Genomic DNA, 22,671 nt, shown 5'->3' with positions numbered 1-22,671 from the left:
AACTGAAAGAGGTGACGCATGAAGAAACTGCTACTGACAGCACTCACCGCCGGCGGCTTGCTGTTTGCCTCCGCGCTTGTTGCTCATGATCACGACAAGGACAAGGACAAGGGCGAGAAAGCGAAGGCGGAGCGGGCGGTTGCCGAGATGCGGGATAATGACGGCGAGGTGATTGGCAAGGCGGTGATCCGGCAAGGCCCGAAAGGCGTGGTCATCCGGCTGCACCTGAATGGCCTGCCGGAAGGATGGAAAGCCATCCATATCCATGAGAAGGGTACCTGCGAGGATCACCACGACGGGTTCGTGGCCTCTGGCGGGCATCTGGACCCGGATGGTCGGGAACATGGCCTGATGAACCCGGAAGGGCCTGAGCGGGGCGATCTGCCCAATATCTGGACCCATGGTGATGGCAGCACAAAGGCGGAGATCTATGCGCCGGGTGTTGACCTGCACGGTGAGAAAGCCGGACTGCTTTACGGTGACGGTACGGCCCTGGTGATTCACGAGGGCGCGGACGATCACTACTCCCAGCCCATTGGCGGTGCCGGTGCCCGCATTGCCTGCGGGGTGGTGAACGCTTACTGAGGTGTCGAGACGCTGTCTGGCGGAGCGGCCGCGGCCACCTGGTTGCGGCCGTTCTGCTTGGCACGATAGACGGCCTCGTCCGCCCGCCGAAAGACCGACTGGGCACTCTCTCCCGGACTGAAGGCGGCCACGCCGAAAGAGGCGCTCAAGCCGTACTTGACCCCGTCATGCTCGAAACCGTGGTTGCGGATCTTCTCGCGCAGGCGATCCGCCAGCGCCACGGCTGCCTCCAGTTCGGTTTCCGGCAGCAGCAGCACGAACTCCTCGCCACCAAAGCGTGCGACAAAATCGGTTTCCCGCAATACCTGACGAAGGACCTCGGCCACCTGGGACAGGGCATCATCCCCGCCGGCATGACCAAGCTGGTCATTGACCAGCTTGAAGTCATCAAGATCACAGACCGCCAGTACCAGGGGACGATCGTGGCGGCGGTGCCGTTCGAATTCGTAGCGAAGCCGTGCCTCGTAGCCGCGTCGATTGGGCAACTTGGTCAGCGGATCAATTGTGGACCGCTTCTCCGCGCGCTGCAGTTGTTCCCGCAGACGGTCGGCTTCGCTCTCCATTTCCTTGAGCCGGCTTGCCATGGCCTCCAGCCGTTTCTCCGCCGCCGTCTGTTCTCGCTGGTCGAGTCGACGGCGGCTTGAAAGGTGCCTGTCGAGACTGTTGAGGCGTTGGTTGATGGCCTTGCCGATGCTGCCCAGGTCCCGGCTTTGGCGAACCGTTTCCTGGATGCCCCGAAGATCCCTTGCGACTGCCTCGTCCAGCTTTCGTCCGTCCGTGGCCTGCCTGGCCCGGGACCGGCGTTCCTCACCCACATGTTTCTCCAGTTCCGAAAGACGGCTGAGGACCGTCTGCAGAAACTGGCGCAGGGCATCGCGTTCCCGATCAATCGCGGCCCGGTAGCGCTGGATCAGCTCGGACAGGGCTTCCATCCAGGCGAGGGCGCTTTTTTCCTCTGTCAGTGCCTCGTTGGCGTTTTCCAGCAGCGACCTGGCCTCGGCGACAAATGGCTCGGGCACACTGAGGGCGTGGATCAGTCGGCGGCCACCGTCGCCCAGTCGGAACCCGGACTCGCCCGCCTCCGGGGCATCGTCCGTCGGCTTGGATTTCAATGCCTGGTCTGAATCGCCGGTGCCGGGCTGGGCCTTCTCGACCACCGTCTGCGATTCGTTTTCATCCTTGTCCTCTGATGCCGGCGTCGAAACCGGTTCAGGACGTTCGCCGTCCAGGGCTGCCTCCAGCAGCCCTACCAGGTCCCGACAGACCTCCATCAGGGCCTTGCCACCACCCTGGTCGAGGCGCTGTTGAAGGTTATTCAGGCGTTCGTTATCCAGGCGGTCCCGCAGGCCGGTGAGCAGCAGGGAGAGTGCCGGCGGCCCCGGATCCCGGCTTTTGCCGGGCAGTTGGAACAGCCCGAGGCCTTTTCGCCCACGCCCTTCTTCCTGGTTGAAGCGCCTGGCAAGGTGACGCTCCAACACCCCGGCGCCGCGGGCAAGTTCGTGGCGATCGGCATCCGGCAGGCGCAGTGCCAGGGCGTCCAGTTCTTCGTCCTTGCCGGCTTCTTCGCGCAGGTGGATCAGAATCTGGAGGAGTAATCGGCGCAGGACGGACTCGGGACGGCTGGTGGCTTCCGGCACCCGGAGTTCCTGGCGGCTGCGGCGCCGCAGGTACTCTCCCATCTGATTCACCCGCCCGAACAGTTCGTCCATGGATGCCTGGGCGCGTGCCGCAGTGCGGATTGACTCGAGATGCTGGCTAAGTTCCGCATCGCCGCCCAGGCCCGCGACCGCCAATCGGGCGCTGGCCTGACGCATGCGCCGTTCCAGTGACTGCACTTCCCGGCCCTGGGCTTCAAGGCGTTCCAGGGCGTCGCGGTAGCGTGCTTCCCAGTACTTGTCCTGATCTGCCTGCTCGTTCATGGGCTGCCGATTATTGGATCACGGATTTCTGAAGATAGCACGAGAAGCGAACGGTATCCTTTCAAGGGCATGGCGTCCCGAAGGGTGTGGGGGCTAGGGCTGAATCTGGAATGGCGAAGCCCACACCGGCCGGTGTGGGCTTCGCCACTGTGATCGCTTAGAGGGTGTAGCGGGAAACATCCCCGTTGCCATTGATGGTCATGACCTGGCGGCCATCACGGGAGACGAATATGCGGCCATCGAAGTCGCCGAACAGGCGGTCGGTGAAACGGCGATAGCGCATGATGGGCCCGAACTCTCCGGCATCCAGGTCAAGCAGCACCGCACCACCGGTGCGTCCCTTCTGTTCCAGCACCAGCGAGGAACCGTGGTGATGATGCTCGTGCACGGTCAGGGGATTGCCGGCGAACAGCAGCCGTCCATCCCGCTGACTGAAGCCGGCGGCGCCACCCCGTCCGACGACGACTGCCGTGTCGCCATGGAGGATCAGGTTGTGGATGCCGCCCACATCGGCGTCGTCCAGGTTGCCGGCGAACAGCAAGCGGCCATCCTCAAGCTGGAAGGCATAGAGGTGCTCGGGGCCGGCAATGAAGACCCGTTCGCCCGAGAGCCGTGGTGCAGTCGCGTGCAAGCCGGTGGAGAGCATGCCGCGGCGACCGAACTCCGGTGAGCTCCAGTCCAGGCGGCCGTCGGCGCGAGTGAAGGCGGCGAGACCGCCATTGCCGTCGAACAGGTCACCGAAACCCGAGGCCAGAATGCGGTCCCCGGCAAGCTTGATGTGGGTGAATGTGGTGTCGCTGTTGTCGGTCCGCCAGATCTTGCGTCCGGAATCCAGTTCGTATTTGCTGATCCGGAAGGGGACCCGGGTCTGGATCAGGCGACTGCCCTCACGAATGCTGGTGGTGGCATGGTAGAGATGGCCATCCGCGACGATGGGGGCGGGTCGCTCCACCGGGCTGCGTTCAATCTCCACTTCCCAGAGTTTGCGGCCCGATTCCAGATCGAAGACTTCCAGTGGTGAGGCGTCCACGATCACTCGCTGCTCAGCGACCTGCATGCCGGCAACCCGGCTGCCGCTGTATTCGCTCATCCAGCGTACATCGCCGGATGGGCTCACCCGGGCGATATGGTGATTGCTGGCCACATTGACCGCCATCAGGTTGCTGCCGCCACCCATGATCAGGCGGTCACCATCCGGGAGCTCAATGACATCCCCCAGGCCCGCGCCACTGAACTCAGGGAGGTGCCAGCGCATTTGGCCGCTGCGGGCGTTGATGGCAAAGAGGCCATGGTAAGTTTTGAACAGGAAGTCCTCGCCATTGGGGTCGGCAATCACCAGTCGGCTGAAATACTCATGCTGGCGATGGAGCCGGTCTTCCCGGGTTTCCTCCTGATGGTCGGCACCCAGCAGGCGCCCCAGGGCCTGACCCGCCGCACGACCGGCGGCGCGGATGGCAATTCCGTATTTCTCCAGGCTGAAGGCGAGCTGGTCGTTGCGCCACAGTTCACGGCCACTGTCCAGGTCGATGGCCGTCACGATTTCATCATCGAGTCGATAGTCGAACAGCAGCATCACGCGAGCCTCATCGAGGATGGTCATGCGATAGCTGTCTGCCATGAACTCGCTCAGTGAAACACCGGCAATGCGGGAATGCCGCGCCAGTCGTTGCCAGAAATCGTCACCCAGGGTGGTGATGATCCGGCCGCTGTCACCGTCGATGATGCGAACGTCCCGGTCGTCGCCGATGACCACATAAGAGCCGTCGCTGCTCACTCCGGTGGCTGAGAGTTCGCTGACATCGGCAGCGTGACTCCAGTCGGGATCGATCTCAGATTTTACTGCACAGCCCTGAAGGATTGCCGCCAGAAAAACGCCGCCGGCAAGGCGGTAGAAGGATGGTTTCATGGGTCCCTTTCTCCGAATTGTCTGCCCCTTTGCCGGCACCCGGCCAGCTCCCCCCTGTCACCGGCCCCATCACCCTGTCCCTCAGGAGGGGCTGAGGAGGCGAGCGGCGGCGCAGGTCGCATGAATTTATTCCATTTTCCCGATCGCCGCCCCCCTCCAAACGGGGTACCCACCGCTGGATCATCACCTCCTTGAATGCCAGATGACGAAAAGCAGAGGCTGCCTCCGGCGCCGCTGCCCCCGTGGTTTGAGCCGCTCGTCCGGATGCCGTTGATACCGTCACCGGGTGAAGCGGACGCCCGATCCTGAGAGAATACCCCTGCCTTGTTGAGCGCCTAACATCGGGGGAGCCGTGGAGTCATTGCATCAGCGTTTGCAGACCTGTCTTGCCGAGCTCGAAGAGCGGCGGGATAGCTATCTGGGCTATCCGGTGGCCCGGGACTTTTCATTTTCAGAGTTGGCGGATTTTCTGGACGTGCCCCTCAATAATCTGGGCGACCCCTTCAGTGACAGTACCTGGCAGATGGCCACTCGGGAGCTGGAGCGAGAAGTCCTGGAGCTGGCGGCGGGATGGATGCGGGCCCCGACCGGAGAGTGGTGGGGCTATGTCTGCAATGGTGGCAGCGAAGGCAATCTCTATGGCCTGTATCTGGCCCGGGAGCTGTTTCCCGACGCGGTGGCGTATTTCTCCCAGGCGACCCATTACAGCGTCAGCAAGAATCTGCATCTGCTGAACATGCGTCATATCATGATCCGGGCCGATGAGCATGGCGAGATGGATTACGAAGACTTGCGCGAATCCATTCGCATCAACCGCGACAAGCCGGTGATCATCTTCGCCAATATCGGCACCACCATGACCGAGGCGCGGGATGACCTGACGCGCATCCGGGCCATTCTCGACGAGCTGGCCGTCAGCCAGCGCTATATCCATGCCGATGCCGCCTTCATTGGTCTGGCGGCCCCCTTTATCGAGCCCCGGCCGGCCTGTGATTTCGAGGATGGCGCGGACAGTATTTCCATCAGCGGTCACAAGTTCATCGGTTGCCCCATCCCCTGCGGCATTGTTCTGGCCCGCAAGCACTACGTTGATCGCATTGCCCGTTCCATTGCCTATATCGGCAGCCTGGATACCACCATCAGCGGCTCCCGCAATGGGCTTACACCCCTGTTACTCTGGTATCGGCTCAAGACTCTGGGCCGGGAGGGGATGAGGCAGCGGGTTGAGCAGGCCCTTGGGGTGGCCGATTGGACGGAACAGCATCTGCGCGAGGCGGGCATCCCGGTCTGGCGAAACGAGCAGGCCTTTACCCTGGTATTTCCCCGTCCGGCCGATACCATTGTTGAGCGCTTTCAGCTGGCGAGCGAGGGACAATGGAGCCATCTCATCTGTGTGCCCGGGGTGACGCGGGACATGATTCAGGCCCTGGTTTCGTCCATGAGAGAGGACGCCGAACAATGATTCAGCATTTGACCGTGATCGCCGATACCCGCACCGGCCTGATGGCCGATGTCAGCACTGCCCTGGCCGAGGCCGGGATCAATATCGCCAGCGTGGAGGCGGTGGAGGTGGCTGACAAGGCCTGTTTGCGCCTGGAGGTGGACCAGCTGGATGCGGCCCTGGATACCTTGAATCGCAAGGGGATGACGGTGGTGGCCGAGGATGTGGTCCTTTTGCGGGTCGCCGACCGGCCGGGGGCATTGGCAACGATCTCGCAACAATTGGCGGAGGCGGATATCGACATCCGTGCCATCACGATGGTCCATCGGGATGAATCCGAGAATATTGTGGCGCTCGCCTGCGAGAAGCCTGATCAGGCGCGGGAGTTGCTGGGACAGTGGTTGGTTTGACCGGGGCTCTGTGGCTGCTTCCCGGTGGCTCCCGCAGGGGCTGGGGACCCTTTTCCAGGAACGCCGTAGATACATCCCTGTAGGCTTTGGGGGCGACCGAAAGACTGCGCTTTCCTGCTCCGTCTTCCGGTCCAGCCCGCACATCCCTGTGCGGTCGTTCGGCAAGCTGCGATGGTCCACCGGACCATCGGTCTTGCCTCACCCCTGTCGCCCACAATCCTGGAAAAGGGTCCCCAGCCCCTGCTACGCCACCTACCGCCGTGCCGGTTGACGTGGCTCTTTGTGGGCACCATCAGATCTGGGATGGATATGACGAATTGGCTCAGGAACTGCAACTGACGGAGTCACCGGCCTCGAAGCCGCAAAACAGGAAATCGAAGTCGCCCAATCCATTGCATGGGAGAAGTACAGCATGAAGCAGCAGTCATTCCAGCCGCCGGAGCGGCTACTCATGGGCCCAGGGCCCTCGGATGTTTCCCGGCGGGTGCGTGAGGCCGCGGCGCGGCCCACCATTGGTCATCTGGACCCGGCCTTCATCGCCTTCATGGATGAGCTAAAGGGCCTGTTGCAGTGGGTCTTTCGTACCGAGAATGCCCTGACCCTGCCGGTTTCGGGACCGGGCACCGCCGGCATGGAGGCCTGCTTCGCCAATCTGCTGGAGCCGGGTGACAAGATCGTCGTCTGTCGCAATGGCGCCTTCGGTCAGCGCATGCTGGAGATGAGTGAGCGCATTGGGGCCGAGGTGGTCACCGTGGACCAGGAATGGGGCCGTGCCGTGGATGTGGCTCAGGTCGAGGCCGCTCTGAAGGCCAACCCGGATGCCCGGGTGCTTGCCTTTGTTCAGGCCGAGACCTCCACCGGTGCCCGCTCCGACGGCCAGGCCCTGGCCGCACTCGCCCGTGAGCATGATTGTCTCAGCATCATGGATTGCGTCACCGCCCTGGGCGGGATTCCCGTGGAAGTGGACGCCTGGGGCGTGGATGCGGCCTATGCCGGGACCCAGAAATGCCTGTCCTGCCCGCCGGGGCTGTCACCGGTCACCTTGAGTGAGCGGGCCGCCGAGCGTATCCGCGACCGGCAGGTGCCGGTGCAGAGCTGGTTCATGGATTTCAGTCTGGTGATGAACTACTGGGGCAGTGGCGGGCAACGGGCCTATCATCACACCGCCCCGGTCAATGCCCTATACAGCCTGCATGAATCGCTTCTGGTGCTGAAAGAAGAGGGCCTGTCCGCGTCCTGGGAGCGTCATCGGCGGATCCATGAGAAACTGGTCGCCGGTCTTGAAGCCCTGGGCCTGTCGCTGCTGGTGCCGGCCGATGAGCGCCTGCCGCAGCTTAATGCCGTGCGCATTCCCGAAGGCGTTGATGATGGCGCCGTGCGCGGAAAGCTCCTTGAGGATCATGGCATCGAAATCGGTGCCGGGCTGGGGCCCCTGGCCGGCAAGGTCTGGCGGATCGGTCTGATGGGCGAGACCTGCCGGGAAGATAAGATCGAGCGTTTGCTGACCGCCCTCGGGGCGATGAAACAGTCGGACTCATGGGAGTGACCCCGCATGTTTGAGGCTCTAAGCCGCCATTATTTCAGACTGGTTCTGGATAGCCCCTGGCTGGTCATCCTGATCGTGCTGGCCGTGTTTGCCGCTGCCGGCACTCAGGTCCACCGCTTCCATCTGGACGCCTCGGCCGAGTCGCTGATGATCGAGGGCGACGAGTCCATGTACTACTACCGGGAGATCCGGGCCCGCTACGGTTCCGATGATTTTCTCATCGTTACCTTCACCCCGGACGCGGAGTTGTTCAGTGATGAATCGCTGGGTCGCATTGCCGCCCTGCGGGATGAACTGGCTGAACTGGAAGCCGTGGACTCGGTGATGAGTCTGCTGGATGTCCCTCTGCTGGACAGCCCGCGGGTCAGCCTGGCCGAGCTCGAAGCCGGGCCGCGAACCCTGGAAGACGGCGGTGTGGACCGGGATCTGGCGCGGGAGGAGTTTCGCTCCAGCCCGATCTATCGTGATCTGATCATGAATCAGGACGCCGATACCACGGCGCTGTTGTTGACCATGACTCAGGACGAGGAATTGCGGAGCCTCCTGCAGCGCCGGGACGAGCTGCGTATCCAGCGTGCCCGTGACGGGCTTGATGGCGATGAGCGCGGGGAGCTTGAGTCTCTCAATGAACGACTCGGGCCGATGAGCACTGCGGCCCAGGCCGAGCTTGAAAAGACCATCGCCCAGGTGCGCGAGATTCTCGACCGCCACCGGGACGGGGCCCGGATTCATCTGGGTGGGGTGCCGATGATCGCGGTGGACATGATTGATTTTGTCCGCAACGACATTGCCACCTTTGGCCTGGGTGTGGCCCTGTTCATTCTGCTGTTGCTGGCCTTTACCTTCCAGCGTCTACGCTGGGTCCTGGTTCCCAGTGTGGTCTGCGGTGGCGTGGTTCTGATCATGGTCGGCTTTCTCGGTTTCATGAGCTGGCCGGTGACTGTGGTCTCCTCCAATTTCATTTCCCTGATTCTGATTCTTACCCTGTCCCTGATGGTGCATCTGATCGTGCGCCATCGGGAACTGTATATGGGCAGACCGGAGGCGGACGGCCGCTGGCTGATGGCGGAAACCATCCGCAGCAAGTTCATGCCGTCACTTTATACCGCCCTGACCACCGTGATCGCTTTTGGTGCCATGAGCTTTGCAGAGATCCGGCCGGTGATCGATTTCGGTCTGATGATGGCCTGTGCGGTGGCCTTTGCCTTCCTGCTGACCTTCACCCTCTTTCCCGCGGCTTTGGCGAAGCTGGCACCGGGCAAGGTGCCGGTCCTGCGCCGGGACGTGACCGCACGAATGAATCGCGGTATCGCCGGCCTGGTGCAAGGCCGGGAATGGCCGGTGATTGCGGTCTTTCTGCTGCTGGTGGTGGTTTCGGTGATCGGCATCAGCCGGATCACGGTTGAGAACCGTTTCATTGATTACTTCAAGACCGATACCGAGATCTATCAGGGCATGGCGCTGATCGATCAGGAACTGGGCGGGACCACCCCCCTGGACGTGGTCCTGGACCCCAGTGCCCGTTTCCTGGAAGACAATGGCGAAGCCCCCGGCGAGGCGGATGTTGAACGCCCCGAAACCGGCGAGGCGGTGAACGATGAGTGGGGCGATGACGATTGGGGCGATGACGATTGGGGCGATGATGAATGGGGAGGTGACTGGGATGATATGGACGCGGACGACGAGCCCGGTCCCATCGGTGGTTACTGGTTCAATGAATACCAGCTGGAAGTCGTGGAAGCCATCCATGACTATCTGGAAGAGCGACCGGAAACCGGTAAGGTCCTGTCGGTGGCCACGACCCTCAAGGTGGTCCGGCACCTGAATCAGGGGCGTCAGCTCAATGCCTTTGAATTGGGCATTTTGTTCGAGCGTCTGCCCGAGGACCTGGCCGAGATTCTATTGCACCCCTTCATGAGTGAGGATGGTCATCAGATCCGCTATGACATCCGAGTGATTGATTCCGATCCCAACCTGGAGCGGGATCGCCTGTTGAAGCAGATTGAGGGAGAACTCCAGGAGAAGTTCGAGCTGGGGCCGGAGCAGGTCAATCTCAGCGGTATGCTGGTGCTTTATAACAATGTCATGCAGAGCCTGCAGCGCTCCCAGTTCATTACCCTGTTGGTGGTCTTTTCCGCCATGATGCTGATGTTCGGCCTGCTGTTCCGGTCTCTGAGAATGGCGGTGATCGGGCCCCTGCCGACGCTGGTGGCCTCGCTCGGTGTCATGGGCCTAATGGGCTGGGTGGGCCTGCCCCTGGATATCATGACCATGACCATTGCCGCCATTACCATTGGCATCGGCATCCACGACACCATCCATTACACCCATCGTTTCCGCGATGAAATCCGGGGTGGTGCCGAGTATTACGGGGCGATGCTGGAAAGTCATGTGCAGGTGGGTCGGGCCATGGTATATACCACGGTAATCATTATCGCGGGCTTCTCCATTCTGGCCCTGTCAAACTTCATGCCTACGATCTATTTCGGCTTGCTGACCGGTGTGGCCATGGCCTTTGCCCTGGTGAGCAACCTGTTCCTGTTGCCGGCCCTGCTGTGCCGGCTCAAACCTTTTTCGGTGAATTCCCATGCGTGAGCAACAGGCAAGAACCATTCGGCTTTCCGAGTACCAGCCCCCGGCCTGGCAGGTAGAGTCAGTGTCCCTGCGATTTGAGCTGGACGCCGATGACACTCGGGTGCACAACCATATGCAACTGCGGCGTGTGGCAGAGGGTCCGCTGCGGCTGGACGGGGAGCAGCTGAAGCTGGAAAGCATTCATCTGGATGGGTGCAAGCTCAGTGCATCGGATTATGAACTGGATGATGAAGGGCTGACGCTGAACATCAACGGGGACCAGGCGGAAGTGACCGTGGTCAATCGTATTGAGCCCGCGAAGAATACCGCCCTTGAAGGGCTGTACCAATCCGCCGATTTTCTGCTCACCCAATGTGAGGCCGAGGGTTTTCGGCGGATCAGCTATTACCCCGACCGTCCCGATGTGATGGCCGAGTTCCGGGTCCGCCTGGAAGCGGACCGGGAGCGTTATCCGGTGCTGCTCTCCAACGGCAATCCCGTGGACAGCGGCGAACTGGAAGGCGGTCGTCATTTTGCGGAATGGCATGACCCCCATCCCAAGCCCAGTTATCTCTTCGCCCTGGTGGCGGGTGACCTTGGGCATATAGAGCGTGATTTCACCACCGCTGAAGGCCGCAAGGTGACGCTCAGGGTCTATGCCGAGCATCGCAATATGGACCAGTGCGATTTCGCCATGGAGTCGCTGGTCAATGCCATGCGCTGGGACGAGGAACGCTTCGGCCTGAGCTATGACCTGGATGTCTACAACATCGTCGCCACCGATGACTTCAATATGGGGGCGATGGAAAACAAGGGCCTGAACATCTTCAATTCCTGCTTCGTGCTGGCCCGGCCCGATACCGCCACCGATCAGGATTATCTGGGTATCGAATCGGTGATCGGTCACGAGTACTTCCATAACTGGACCGGTAATCGGGTGACCTGCCGTGACTGGTTCCAGCTCAGTCTCAAGGAAGGGTTGACCGTGTTTCGGGATCAGGAGTTTTCCGCTGACCGCAATTCGCGGGCGGTGAAGCGAATCGAGGACGTGAAGACCCTGCGGGCGGGACAGTTTCCGGAGGATGCCGGTCCCATGGCCCATCCGGTGAGACCGCCGGAGTATCAGGAAATCAACAATTTCTACACCGCCACGGTCTACATCAAGGGCGCGGAGGTGGTGCGCCTGTATCACAGTCTGCTGGGCGAGGAAGGGTTACAGAAGGGCATGCGTCTCTACTTCCAGCGCCATGACGGGCAGGCGGTAACCACCGAGGACTTCCTCGCCGCCATGGCCGATGCCAATGGACAGGATCTGTCATTGATGCAGCGCTGGTATGACCAGGCCGGTACCCCGGTGGTCAGCGTGGAGAGCCGGCATGAGCCGGAAAGCGCGCGTTTGCATCTGACCTTGCGCCAGTCCATTCCCGATACCCCGGGGCAAAAGGGCAAGCAGGCAACCCTGATTCCGGTGGCCCTCGGGCTGCTCGATAGCCAGGGCCGGGCGCTGCCACTCAAGCTTGAGGGTGAGGCGCAGGCACGGGGAGAGGAGACGGTGCTGATCCTGGATCAGGCCGAGAAGACCTTCGTCTTTGAATCCATTGCCGAAGCCCCGGTCCTTTCACTGCTTCGTGGCTTTTCCGCGCCGGTCAAACTCGAGCACCAGCAGAGCGATGAGGCGCTGTCGTTGCTCATGGCCCATGACCAGGATGCCTTCAACCGTTGGGAGGCGTCCCAGCGACTGTATTCCGGGGCCTTGATCGAGGCCCAGCAATCCATCGCCGATGGTGAACCAGCCCGGTTCCCGGAGAGTATTCAGGCCGCCGTGGCCGCCCTGCTGGCAGACGATGACGCGGACCCGGGCCTGAGGGTCGAGGCCCTGACCCTGCCGGCGGAAACTTGGCTGGCCGAGCAGGTAGCGGTGGTCAATCCGGTGGCCATTGCCGATGCCCGCCAGGCCCTGCGTCGGCAGTTGGCCGAGGCCTTCTCCAGTCAATGGCAGAGCCTTTACGAGTCACTGGCGGACAGCGGGCCCTACCAGGTCCGGCCCGCGGATATCCTTCGTCGCCGACTGCGCAATCTGGCCCTTTCCTATCTGGCAGTGCTGGATGACACGGCCATGCAGGAACTGGCACTGAATCAATATCGTCGCGCGGATAACATGACCGACCAGATGGCGGCCCTTCGGGCCATGGTGCTGGAAGGGCATCCGGCGGCGGAAACGGTACTGGCGGATTTCTACCAGCAGTGGCAGGCCCAGCCCCTGGTGGTGGACAAGTGGTTCTCCCTCCAGGCCCAGCGCAGTGACGGCGATCCCGTGGCGCGTGTCCGTGAATTGGCAGAACATCCGGCCTTCAAGCTGACCAATCCCAACAAGGTTCGGGCCCTTTACGGCGCTTTCGCCAATGGCAATCGGCGTGCCTTTCACGCCGCCGATGGCAGCGGCTATCGACTGATCGCGGATGTGGTTCTGAAGCTGGATCGTATCAACCCGGCCATTGCCGCCCGCCTGGTCAGCGTCTTCAATCCCTGGCGTCGCATGGAAGCGGTGCGCCGCGAGGCCATGCATGGAGAGCTCAGCCGCATCAAGCAGGCTGATCTCAGTCGCGATGTGGCCGAAATCGTTGGCCGAGCCCTGGCGGAGTCAGGTTGAGGGGGCAAAAAAAACCCGCCGACAGAGTCGGCGGGTCGGGGTAGTGGAAGGGGTTGCCGCCCGGCTTACCAGACGTAACTGATGCTGATGTAGTCGATGTCCTGATCAACACCGCCATCATCGACCTTGGTGCGGGTCCACTCCAGTTGCCAACTGGTGAAGATGACTGCCGCGCCAAAGGCGAAGTCGGTGCTGGAGGCACTGCCCATGCCGTCGAAGTCGAAGTCGGAACGGACCATGCCCAGCTTGCCCTTGACCTTGATGCCCGGCGTCGGGGTGTTGGCGGTGACGAAGGCGCCCAGCTGGTTACCGCTGTAGTCGAGGCTGCCGCCATTGAAGTCGAAGCTGCCATCGCTGATGGTCTGGGTGAAGGTGCCTTCCACGCCAAAGGGGGTGGCGGGGATGTTCACTCCCACCAGAGCGCTGACCGCTGCGGCGCCATCGGAGTCGTCCTCCATGGTGAGCACACCGGCACCCACGCCGATGTCGATCAGGGGCAGGGCCTTGGCGGCCGGGGCGGCGGCAACGCTGCCGGCCAATACCAGGCCGGCGATGATGTGCTTGTTCATGGTCTTGGTCCTCGTGATGAATTAAGACGGCTCGTTCCCGCGCAGGATAGCCTTACCGGCGGCGGATTTCCACGGGTCGGCGCCGGCATGGTTATACTGTGCCAGAACTTTCCCTGTGGATATCCATCGAGGTGGACATGACGGAGATTGGTACTCCAGGCTCGGCCGGGGCACGGCGGGTCATGCTGCTCGGCAGCGGTGAGCTGGGCAAGGAAGTGGTGATTGCCTTGCAGCGACTGGGTTGTGAGGTGATTGCCGTGGATCGCTATGCGGACGCACCGGCCATGCAGGTGGCGCATCGCCATCATGTCATCGATATGCTGGATGCAGATGCCTTGAGTGGTCTGGTGCAGAAGGAACTGCCCCATCTGGTGGTGCCGGAGGTCGAAGCAATTGCCACCGAGGCCCTGGTGGAGCTGGAGAGCCAGGGTTTCAATGTGGTGCCAACCGCGCGGGCCACCCAATTGACCATGAACCGTGAAGGCATCCGTCGGCTGGCGGCCGAGGAGCTGGGGCTTCCTACCTCCCCCTATCGTTTTGCCGACAGTGAAGACAGTTATCGCGAGGCCGTCATGGCCGTGGGCCTGCCCTGTGTGGTCAAGCCGATCATGTCGTCGTCCGGCAAGGGACAGAGTCTGGTGCGGCGAGAATCGGATATTCAGTCTGCCTGGGAGTATGCCCAGTCGGGTGGCCGAGCCGGTGCCGGAAGAGTGATCGTGGAAGGCTTTGTGGATTTCGATTATGAAATCACTCTGCTGACCGTTCGTCACCGGGATGGCACCCGCTTTTGTGCGCCCATTGGTCATCGCCAGGAGGATGGGGATTATCGCGAGTCCTGGCAGCCCCAGGCCATGTCCGAGGCCGCCCTGGCCCGGTCACAAGAGATTGCCGAAGCGGTGACCGCCGCTCTGGGTGGCTACGGCGTATTTGGTGTTGAACTGTTCGTCAAGGGTGATCAGGTCTGGTTCAGTGAAGTCTCTCCACGCCCCCATGACACCGGGTTGGTGACCCTGATCTCCCAGGATCTGTCCGAATTCGAGCTTCATGCCCGAGCCATCCTCGGTCTGCCCATTCCGGCGATTCGTCAGCGCGGGCCATCCGCGTCGGCCGCCCTGGTGGTGCGCGGCGAGTCCAATCGGGTCAGCTTTTCGGGCCTGGACCGGGCCCTGGCGGAGCCGGACACCGATCTCCGCCTGTTCGGCAAACCGGAAGTCCGGGGGGCGCGCCGCATGGGTGTGACCCTGGCCCTGGGGGAAAACGTGGAAGAGGCCGTTGCGCGTGCCGACCGGGCCCGCAAGGCCATTCGGGTGGACCTGGGGGGCTAGGGTCGGTCAGCGTTCCCGCCAGCGGCCGCCGGCCTGCTAAGCTCAAGGGGAATGGCACCGAAGGGTGTCAATGATCATTCAGGGGAGAAAAGGCATGGCGCAGAAACTGCCCAGACAGCATTTTGCCGCCGGGCAGGAGATCTTTGCCCAGGGGGACCGGGGAGACCGGGCCTATTTCATCGATCGGGGGGCAGTGGAGATTTCCACCGACAAGGCCGGGCGCAAGGTGGTCCTCGCCCGGCTTGGCAGCGGCGAATTGTTCGGCGAGCTGGCACTGATCAATCAGCAGACCCGTTCCGCGACGGCCGTGGCGGTGGAAGACACCGAGGTGGTCAGCATCAATGCCGAGCAGCTGGATGCGGCCATCAAGACCGCCAACCCTCTCCTGCGCAAGCTCCTTCAGGTCAATCTGGGCCGCTTTCAGTGGACCCAGCAGTTCATGCTGCAGCACGCCGATACCGTTGATGCCCGCCAGCCGCTGGAACAGAAGGCCCGCCGTGACCTGGCCACGGAGAAGGAAATTCAGCAGGCCATCGAGGAACAGCAGTTCGAGTTGCACTACCAGCCGATCATTTCCATGCGGGGCGGCCAGACCATCGGTTTCGAGGCCTTGTTGCGCTGGCGCCATCCTCGCCGGGGGCTGGTCTATCCGACCGAGTTCATTCCCCTCGCCGAGCGCACCGGGCAGATCGTGGCCATTGGCCGCTGGGTATTGGGTGAAGCCCTCAATGCCCTAAAGGCCTTTCAGATGCTGGTGGGCCGGGGATCCGGGCCGAGACCGCCGTTGACGGCCCTGGCCGAGGCTGCGCCTGAACCCGCGCCTCGCTCCCGGACGCCGCTGTTCATGAGCATCAACATCTCTGCTCGGCAGTTGTTCGAGTTGCAGGAGATCGACGCCATCGGTGATGCGGTGATGGCCTCAGGGGTGGATCCCAAGCAGGTCAAGCTGGAGATCACTGAGAGTCTGCTGGTGGACGACCCGGTCCATGCCCAGGCGGCCATCCAGCTGCTGCGGGAGTACGGCATGCGCATTGCCCTGGATGATTTCGGCACCGGCTATTCCAGCCTCAGCTATCTCCATCAGTTCCCCATGGACACCCTCAAGATCGACCAGCGTTTTGTCTCCACCATGGGCCGTGATCCCAAGAGCTATCGCATCGTTCGTGCCATTGTCGGACTGGCCGAGGAGCTGGGCATGGAGACCATCGCCGAGGGTATTGAGCGCAATAACCAGCTTGCCGCCCTGCGGGAAATCGGCTGTGATGCCGGGCAGGGCTATCTCATGTCCCGCCCCGCTTCCTTCCGCGAGGCCCGCCGCCTGCTCCAACAGAAACAGGTTCGGTGGTGATGGGAACCTCTGATTGCCCCATTCCCGCCCACAGTTGGCCCTGAGAACGCCTGCTTCTGCGTGGCATTGCTTGCCCGTAGCGCTGCTACTGTGCTGCGCAATGCGCCTTGAATCAGACGCTCTCAGGGCCAACTGAGCGCGGGAATGGGGCAATCAGAGGTTCCTGGGGTTCCATGGGATTGCCCGGTGTTGGCTAACTGCCTAGGTGGGTGTCGTAGTGGGGGTCCTGTTTGAGCAGGGCTTCGATGTCGCCGGCGGTCTGGGGTTTGGCGAGAAGGAAGCCCTGGACGTAGTCGCACTCGAAGCGATCCAGGCTCTGCATTTCCTCGTCGTTTTCCACCCCTTCGGCAATGATGTTGAGGTCCAGGTCCCGGGCCAGGCCGGAGATGGCGCGGACGATTCGTTCCCGGCGGGGATCGTGGACCATGTCGGAGACGAAGGAGCGGTCGATCTTGAGAGTGTCCAGCGGGAAGAGGTGAAGATAGCTGAGGCTGGAGTAGCCGGTGCCAAAGTCGTCAATGGCCAGTCGCACCCCTTTCTCGCGCAGTTGTTGCAGGGCCACGGCGGCATGCATGGGGTCATCCACCAGCAGACTCTCGGTGATTTCCAGCTTGATCTGCTCCGGGTCCACGCCGGAACGGGCCAGTACGGCCCCCAGACGGTCGATTTCCTCCAACTCCAGGAGCTGGCGACCGGAAACATTCACGCTCATGAACAGTGGCGGACGGCCAGGGCCATCGACAATGGCCTGGAACCGCTTGAGGGCATCCAGGGCCTCTTCCAGTGCCCAGGCCCCCATGGCGACGATCTGCCCGGTGGCTTCGGCCACGCCGATGAACTCCCCCGGTGAGACTGTTCCCCGGTCCGGGTGACGCCAGCGCATCAGTGCCTCGAAGCCTCCGATTCGGCCGTCTCTTAGATCAATAATGGGTTGGTAGAAGAGTTCGAATTCGCGGCTCTTCATGGCTCGCTGGATGTCCGCCTCCACCGCCATGTCGTGTTCTGCCTGATGCTCCAGTGAGGTCTCGGCGGTTTTCGGGGCCGCGTGCTGGAGCATGAAGCGCTGGGTCCAGATGAATCGGCCCAGATTGCCGCGCAGCAGGGTCTGCAGCAGTGGGTCGGCGGCATCGATGGCGGCCTGCAGCCGTTCGGTGGAGATCACCAGGGTCTCGGTATCGGTGGCCGCGGTGGCGGTGGCGGTCCTTGCCTGGTGGCTTATCAAGGCCAGTTCGCCAAACACCTCGCCGGGGCCCAGATTGGCAATGACCACTTTCTTGCCGCCCTGGTCAGTGGAAATTTCCACCCGTCCGTCCCGGATGAGATAGGCCTTGTCGCCCTGCTCGCCTCGTTCGAAGATGACCGTGCCGGCCTCAAATCGTTGGCCTGGGATACGTTCAGTCATGTCCTGTCCCCCTGTTTTGCGCCTCATCTCTTGGCATTCGCCAGGGTCCAAGCTCCCCCATACGGGGGGACCCTGTCAATGCCCCGCCAAGGGGGTGCCCTTGCCCCTTGCTCCAATACTAGACTGTTTGTCATGAAGCGTTCTCGTGTCTGGAAAAAGGCGGTCTGGTTGTCCGTCATTGCTGTCGGGGCAGCCCTGGTGATCCTGGTGGTGGATGGCCGGGACGGTTTCCAGCGCCTGGAGTGGATGACCGAGGACTTTCGCAGCGCCCAGTTTCGCCATGAGGCGGAGATTCATCCTGATCTCGCCCTGATTCTCATCGACGAGGCTTCCCTGAGCCTGCTCAATCCGGTGTTGGGTCGATTCCCCTGGCCACGCTCGGTCTATGCCGACCTGCTGGAGTTTCTCGCCGAGGGCAATCCCCGGGCCGTGGTCTTTGATGTTCTGTTTACCGAGAACCAGTGGCTGCATGGCCAGGATCGTGATCAGCTCAGCGAGGAGGACGAGGCCCTGCTGATGGCCACCGCCGCGGCCGGCAATGTCCATCATTCCCTGCAATTGATCCATGAGCGCCCGGATGAAGTGGACGAGGATGCCCTGGATCAGCCGCTGCCGGATGAGATTCGCCAGCAGCATGCCCTCAACGGTGTTACCGGTCTGGAAGACGAGGGCCGAAACAGCTACATGCTGCCCTTCGAACCCCTGGGCGCCTTTTCCGCCGGTCTCGGCGCCGTGGGTCTGGATGCCGATGCCGATGGGGTTTTCCGGCGGGTGAGACCGCTGTTTACCTATCAGGACGAGATTTTCCCGGCGCTTTCCACCACCGCCTTGAAGCAGCAAGTCGGTCTCGGCGAAGCCCGTTTCCAGGGCCGCGACCTGCTGCTGCCGGATCGCCATGTCCCCCTGGATGACAGTGGCCGGATGCGGGTAAATTTCTACGGTGACATTCCCGCCTGGTCCTTCGGTGGGATATTTCGCAGTCTGGGCAGCCTGAGGCGTGGCGAGCCCGAAGCCATGCTGGTGCCACCGGATGCATTCGAAGACCGGATCGTCTTTATCGGCGGTTCAGCCGTGGGCCTGCACGATATCAAGCACACACCGCTATCCAGCCGCACGCCGGGGGTGGAGATTCACATGGCGGCGGCCAGCAATCTGCTCATGGGGGACTATCTGCGTCCCTCGCCGGCATGGCTGACTCCGCTATTGGTGGTCCTCTTTGCCGGGGTGACCGCGGCCAGTTTTGCCCAGGGTCGGGTGTGGCGACAATTGACGCCACCCCTGTTGCTGCTGGCTGCTCACCTGGCGCTGGTGATGATCGCCTTCCAATACCACCATTTGGTGGACCTGGTGGCGCCCAGCAGCGCCTTGTTGCTCACCGGCCTGGCTTGCATGGCCTATGTGTCGGCCACCGAAGGGCGGGACCGGCGCCGGGTCCGCCGCATGTTGTCCCAGTATGTATCACCCGCGGTGCTGGCCGAGGTAGTGGACCGCTATGACGAGCATGTCCGGGCCGAAGTGGGCACCGAAGAGCGGATGACCATTCTGTTCTCCGACATTCGCGGTTTTACCACCATTTCGGAAGGCTTTTCGCCGGAGCAGGTGGTGGAAATGCTTAACCGCTATCTGTCGGAGTTGAGCGAGGCCATTTTTTTCCACGAGGGAACCCTGGACAAGTTCATTGGCGACGCCATCATGGCCTTCTGGGGAGCACCCATTCGCGTCCCGGATCATGCCGAGCGGGCGGTGTCGGCGGCCCTGGCCATGCAAGAGCGGCTAGAGATACTGAATCAGGCGTTGCTTTCGGAAGGGCTGCCCGCGTTGCGCACCGGCGTGGGCCTGCACACCGGTTCGGTCATCCTTGGCAATATCGGTTCCGAGCGCAAGCTCGACTACACTGTCATTGGGGACAATGTGAACCTGGCCTCGCGACTGGAAGGGCTTACCAGTCATTACGGCTGCCCGGTACTGATCTCGGAGGACACCGCCGGCGACCTGGGAGAGGGCTTTGTCTGCGCCCTGGTGGACCGGGTGCGGGTGAAAGGACGCCAGCAGGCGATTGGTATCTGGCGCCCGCTGGTCGGCCCCGATGCCGACAATGCCCAGCGGGAGCAGGCCCTGGAAGTGCGCCATTGCAGCCAATTGGCCTGGGAGACCTACCGGGAACGGGACTGGTCGGCGGCGATCGCCGCCTGGGAACGTCTGCCGGAGGGAGACCCGTTGCGCTCGCTGTTCGTCGCCCGCTGTCGGCGTTATCAGGATGAGGGTGTGGCTGCCGACTGGGATGGGGTTTATCGCCTGGACAGCAAATAATCGCGAAGTCGTGAGGGAGGAATTGCAAATGAATATGAAACGATGGGGACTGGGCCTGCTGCTACTGTGGGCCGGCCTGGCCCTGGCCGATGACGAGGGATCTGCGGAGCAAGCCGCTAAGCTGATGTATGTGCAAACGCATAATGCCGCGGTGTTCGAGGAGCCTGGCCTGGGTGGCGATCCGCTCAGCCGGCTGGCGCAAGGTGATCAAGTACAAGTGCTGGAAAGCACCGAACGCTGGTATCGTGTCCAGCAGGAAGACCTTGAGGGCTGGATGCCCAATCTGGTCCTGCGGGATACCCCGCCCAGCCGTCGGCAGAGCCGGGCGGATGAGGCAGCCGAGCTGGAGGCCAGTCCGCGGCGACGGGCGTCTGCCGTGACCACGGCGGGGGCCATCCGCGGGGTGGAGGAGGAAGAGCGTCTGCTGGATGACCCCGACCTGGACATTGAGCAGTTGCGTGCCCTGGAAGAGATGGGTGTCAGCGCGGACGATGCCATCCAGTTTTTGATGGCCGCCGAGGAGGATGTTGAGGAGTGAAGTATTCAGCGATCAAAGCGGAGGATTCCGGAGCCGAACCGGGTCGCAGGACCTGGCGGTGTCTGTCCCCGTTGCTCGCGCTGAGTTTGATCCTCATGCCTCTGGCCCCGGTGCTGGCCGAACATCCGCCCCGGGCGCGGCTGCACCAGATTCAGCCGGTGGAAGCGGCGGAAGCCAATGAGCGGGCGGAGATCCGCGTGGGTCGTGAAGTGGCCGCCCGAATTCTGGCCAGGCACAAGCTGGTGGATGATCCCGCCCTGCAGCGCTATGTCAATCTGGTGGGGCGGGCAGTCGCCCTCCACGGCGATCGGCCCGATCTCGATTTCTACTTCGGTGTTATCGACAGTGAGCAGGTAAATGCCTATGCCGCACCGGGCGGTTACATTTTTGTGACCTCGGCGGCACTGGCCCTAATGGAAGACGAGGCCGAACTGGCCGGGGTGCTGGCCCACGAAGTCGCCCATGTGGACCGGCGGCATATCGTGGAGGCCTTGAATATTCGGGCGCCGGAAGCCTCCCCCATGGCCGGCCTCACCCGTTTCTTTGGTGGCGCCACCGAGGCGACCCAGGTGTTCTTCTCCCAGGCCGTGGACCGAGTGGTGGAATTGCTGTTCGAGGATGGGCTTCAGCGCGAGGACGAGTTCGAGGCCGACCGCTTTGGTGTGCGCACGGCTGCCCGGACGGGCTATGATGCGGAAGGTTTCAGTCGCTTTCTGTCTCGTTTGAGTGAGTTGGAGGGGGCGCGGGCCGCGGATGAGTTGAGCGATACCCATCCCGCCGCCGGTGAACGGCTTGAACGGATTCGGGTTTTACTGCAAGAGGAGGGGCTACGTGGGCCTGAGCAGAATCGATTCCAAGCACGGTTTGAGCAACATCGCCCCTGAGCGGGGGTCTTTCGCCACCGGGGCCATCGCCGGGTTTCTGGGCATGGTGCTGGCCGGTGGGGCAATGGCAGATGAGTTTCACTACCGCGATGTGTTGGTTGGTACCCGAGCGGCCGCCATGGGGGGTGCCTACACGGCCGTGTCCGACGATCCCTCCGGGCTATATTACAATCCCGCCGGCATTATCCACGCCGATCAGTTGAATCTCTCCGGCAGCGTCAATGCCTGGCACAGCACGCACACCACGTACAAGGATGTCTTTGGCGAGGGTCGGGACTGGGTGCGGGAATCCGGCACGCTGATTCCCAACTTTTTCGGTATTACCCAGCCAATGGGCCCCGGGGTGTTTGGCTTCTCCTTCGTGGTGACCGACGCCATCCAGGAAGATCAGGACCAGGTCTTTTCCGATGTGGGGACCAATCTTGATCGCTTCATCATTAACCTTAATGACACCCAGTGGGTCTACAAGCTGGGCCCCAGCTACGCCATCAGACTGAATGATGACTGGTCCATCGGCGCCAGTTTCTATTTCCATTTTCGTGACCAGGAAGAAGTGGTTAACCAGATCGTGGTGCTGGATGAAGGTACGGGGCCTGGTGATCCGGATGCGGACCTGGAATGGCGGTACCGACAGAATCAGAATGACGAGTGGGGCGTCAAACCGGTAATCGGCATCATGTGGGAACCGGAAGGGCGCCTGTCCCTGGGCGCGAGCCTGCGCCATACCCATGTCTTGTCTGCCTCCAATTTCCTGGGTTTTAGCTGTATCGGCAGTTCCCAGTCGGATCTGGATCTTTGTCCGGAGGGCGCCGTGGACTATCGTATCTTTCGCGACAGCGAAACCCGGGACCATCCCTGGGAACTGCGGCTTGGGGCTGCCTGGTTTCACAGCCCTCGCTGGATGATCAGTGCAGACGTCAGTTATCACAGCAGCTTCCGGGATTCAGCCCGAGGAGGGCGGGATGTGGAGGAGGTCTGGAACTTTGCCATTGGCACCGAGTACTACCTGAGCAATACCTGGGCCCTGCGCGGTGGCATATTCTCCAATCGTGCCAATACCCCGGCCAATGTGGTGGAACATGATCACGTCAATCTTTATGGGATCAGCGCCAGTATTGCCCGCTTTACCCGTAACTCTTCCCTGGACCTGGGGCTGGGCTATGCCCATGGCAGTGGTCAGGGCCGGGTTTTGCCGGGCGGAGATCCTCAGGATGTCACAGCGGAGAACCTGACCATATTCATGTCCAGCTCCTATACCTTCTGA

The 22,671-nt window shown here is 62.1% G+C and carries 16 protein-coding genes; 12 read left to right on the top strand and 4 right to left on the bottom strand.

Annotated features, from left to right (window positions below):
* The first annotated feature begins 18 nt into the window (after positions 1-18).
* Positions 19-585 carry a superoxide dismutase family protein gene (locus VCB98_RS06075; RefSeq protein ID WP_346051009.1) on the top strand — a complete coding sequence of 189 codons (567 nt, stop codon included), beginning with the start codon at positions 19-21 and terminating at the stop codon, positions 583-585.
* Here the strand turns inward: VCB98_RS06075 and VCB98_RS06070 are convergent.
* The gene (locus tag VCB98_RS06070; RefSeq protein WP_346051008.1) at positions 579-2,504 is read right to left on the bottom strand and encodes a diguanylate cyclase; all 1,926 of its coding nucleotides are present in this window, start codon (positions 2,502-2,504) and stop codon (positions 579-581) included. The genes VCB98_RS06075 and VCB98_RS06070 overlap by 7 nt on opposite strands.
* 157 nt (positions 2,505-2,661) lie before the next feature.
* Positions 2,662-4,410 (bottom strand): outer membrane protein assembly factor BamB family protein, encoded by a 1,749-nt coding sequence (locus tag VCB98_RS06065; protein ID WP_346051007.1) that lies wholly within the window; start codon positions 4,408-4,410, stop codon positions 2,662-2,664.
* A gap of 352 nt (positions 4,411-4,762) precedes the next feature.
* On the opposite strand from VCB98_RS06065, the gene VCB98_RS06060 reads away from it, so the two are divergent.
* The 5 genes from VCB98_RS06060 (at position 4,763) to pepN (ending at position 13,031) form a co-directional block, all read left to right on the top strand.
* Positions 4,763-5,872 (top strand): histidine decarboxylase, encoded by a 1,110-nt coding sequence (locus VCB98_RS06060; protein WP_445353994.1) that lies wholly within the window; start codon positions 4,763-4,765, stop codon positions 5,870-5,872.
* Complete coding sequence (locus VCB98_RS06055; RefSeq protein ID WP_346051005.1) at positions 5,869-6,261, top strand: ACT domain-containing protein; 393 nt, start codon at positions 5,869-5,871, stop codon at positions 6,259-6,261. Before VCB98_RS06060 ends, VCB98_RS06055 begins: the two co-directional genes overlap by 4 nt.
* Before the next feature lie 412 nt (positions 6,262-6,673).
* Entirely contained in the window at positions 6,674-7,807 is a 1,134-nt protein-coding gene (locus VCB98_RS06050) for a pyridoxal-phosphate-dependent aminotransferase family protein (protein ID WP_346051004.1), read from the top strand.
* A gap of 6 nt (positions 7,808-7,813) precedes the next feature.
* Complete coding sequence (locus VCB98_RS06045; protein WP_346051003.1) at positions 7,814-10,402, top strand: efflux RND transporter permease subunit; 2,589 nt, start codon at positions 7,814-7,816, stop codon at positions 10,400-10,402.
* Positions 10,395-13,031, top strand: a complete 2,637-nt coding sequence (pepN, locus tag VCB98_RS06040) for an aminopeptidase N (protein WP_346051002.1) — start codon at positions 10,395-10,397, stop codon at positions 13,029-13,031. Before VCB98_RS06045 ends, pepN begins: the two co-directional genes overlap by 8 nt.
* Before the next feature lie 65 nt (positions 13,032-13,096).
* Here the strand turns inward: pepN and VCB98_RS06035 are convergent, their stop codons facing one another.
* Positions 13,097-13,600 carry an outer membrane beta-barrel protein gene (locus tag VCB98_RS06035; protein ID WP_346051001.1) on the bottom strand — a complete coding sequence of 168 codons (504 nt, stop codon included), beginning with the start codon at positions 13,598-13,600 and terminating at the stop codon, positions 13,097-13,099.
* Between the two features lie 137 nt (positions 13,601-13,737).
* Between VCB98_RS06035 and purT the strand changes: the two genes are divergently transcribed.
* On the top strand, positions 13,738-14,925 hold the full coding sequence (gene purT / locus VCB98_RS06030; protein WP_346051039.1) for a formate-dependent phosphoribosylglycinamide formyltransferase: 1,188 nt from the start codon (positions 13,738-13,740) through the stop codon (positions 14,923-14,925).
* A gap of 94 nt (positions 14,926-15,019) precedes the next feature.
* Positions 15,020-16,273 carry an EAL domain-containing protein gene (locus VCB98_RS06025; RefSeq protein ID WP_346051000.1) on the top strand — a complete coding sequence of 418 codons (1,254 nt, stop codon included), beginning with the start codon at positions 15,020-15,022 and terminating at the stop codon, positions 16,271-16,273.
* 193 nt (positions 16,274-16,466) lie between these two features.
* Here the strand turns inward: VCB98_RS06025 and VCB98_RS06020 are convergent, their stop codons facing one another.
* Entirely contained in the window at positions 16,467-17,675 is a 1,209-nt protein-coding gene (locus tag VCB98_RS06020) for an EAL domain-containing protein (protein ID WP_346050999.1), read from the bottom strand.
* Between the two features lie 132 nt (positions 17,676-17,807).
* Here VCB98_RS06020 and VCB98_RS06015 point away from each other — a divergent pair, with 132 nt between their 5' ends.
* From VCB98_RS06015 to VCB98_RS06000, 4 genes are all read left to right on the top strand, one after another.
* The gene (locus VCB98_RS06015; protein ID WP_346050998.1) at positions 17,808-19,985 is read left to right on the top strand and encodes a CHASE2 domain-containing protein; all 2,178 of its coding nucleotides are present in this window, start codon (positions 17,808-17,810) and stop codon (positions 19,983-19,985) included.
* 28 nt (positions 19,986-20,013) lie between these two features.
* The gene (locus VCB98_RS06010; RefSeq protein WP_346050997.1) at positions 20,014-20,523 is read left to right on the top strand and encodes an SH3 domain-containing protein; all 510 of its coding nucleotides are present in this window, start codon (positions 20,014-20,016) and stop codon (positions 20,521-20,523) included.
* A gap of 95 nt (positions 20,524-20,618) precedes the next feature.
* Positions 20,619-21,407 carry a M48 family metalloprotease gene (locus VCB98_RS06005; protein WP_346050996.1) on the top strand — a complete coding sequence of 263 codons (789 nt, stop codon included), beginning with the start codon at positions 20,619-20,621 and terminating at the stop codon, positions 21,405-21,407.
* Complete coding sequence (locus tag VCB98_RS06000; protein WP_346050995.1) at positions 21,355-22,671, top strand: OmpP1/FadL family transporter; 1,317 nt, start codon at positions 21,355-21,357, stop codon at positions 22,669-22,671. The genes VCB98_RS06005 and VCB98_RS06000 overlap by 53 nt, the downstream gene beginning before the upstream one ends.

The organism is Natronospira elongata, from assembly GCF_034931365.1.
GTDB lineage: Bacteria > Pseudomonadota > Gammaproteobacteria > Natronospirales > Natronospiraceae > Natronospira > Natronospira elongata.
Note: the sequence above shows the minus strand (reverse complement) of the source record. Positions and strands in the feature narration are given on the sequence as shown.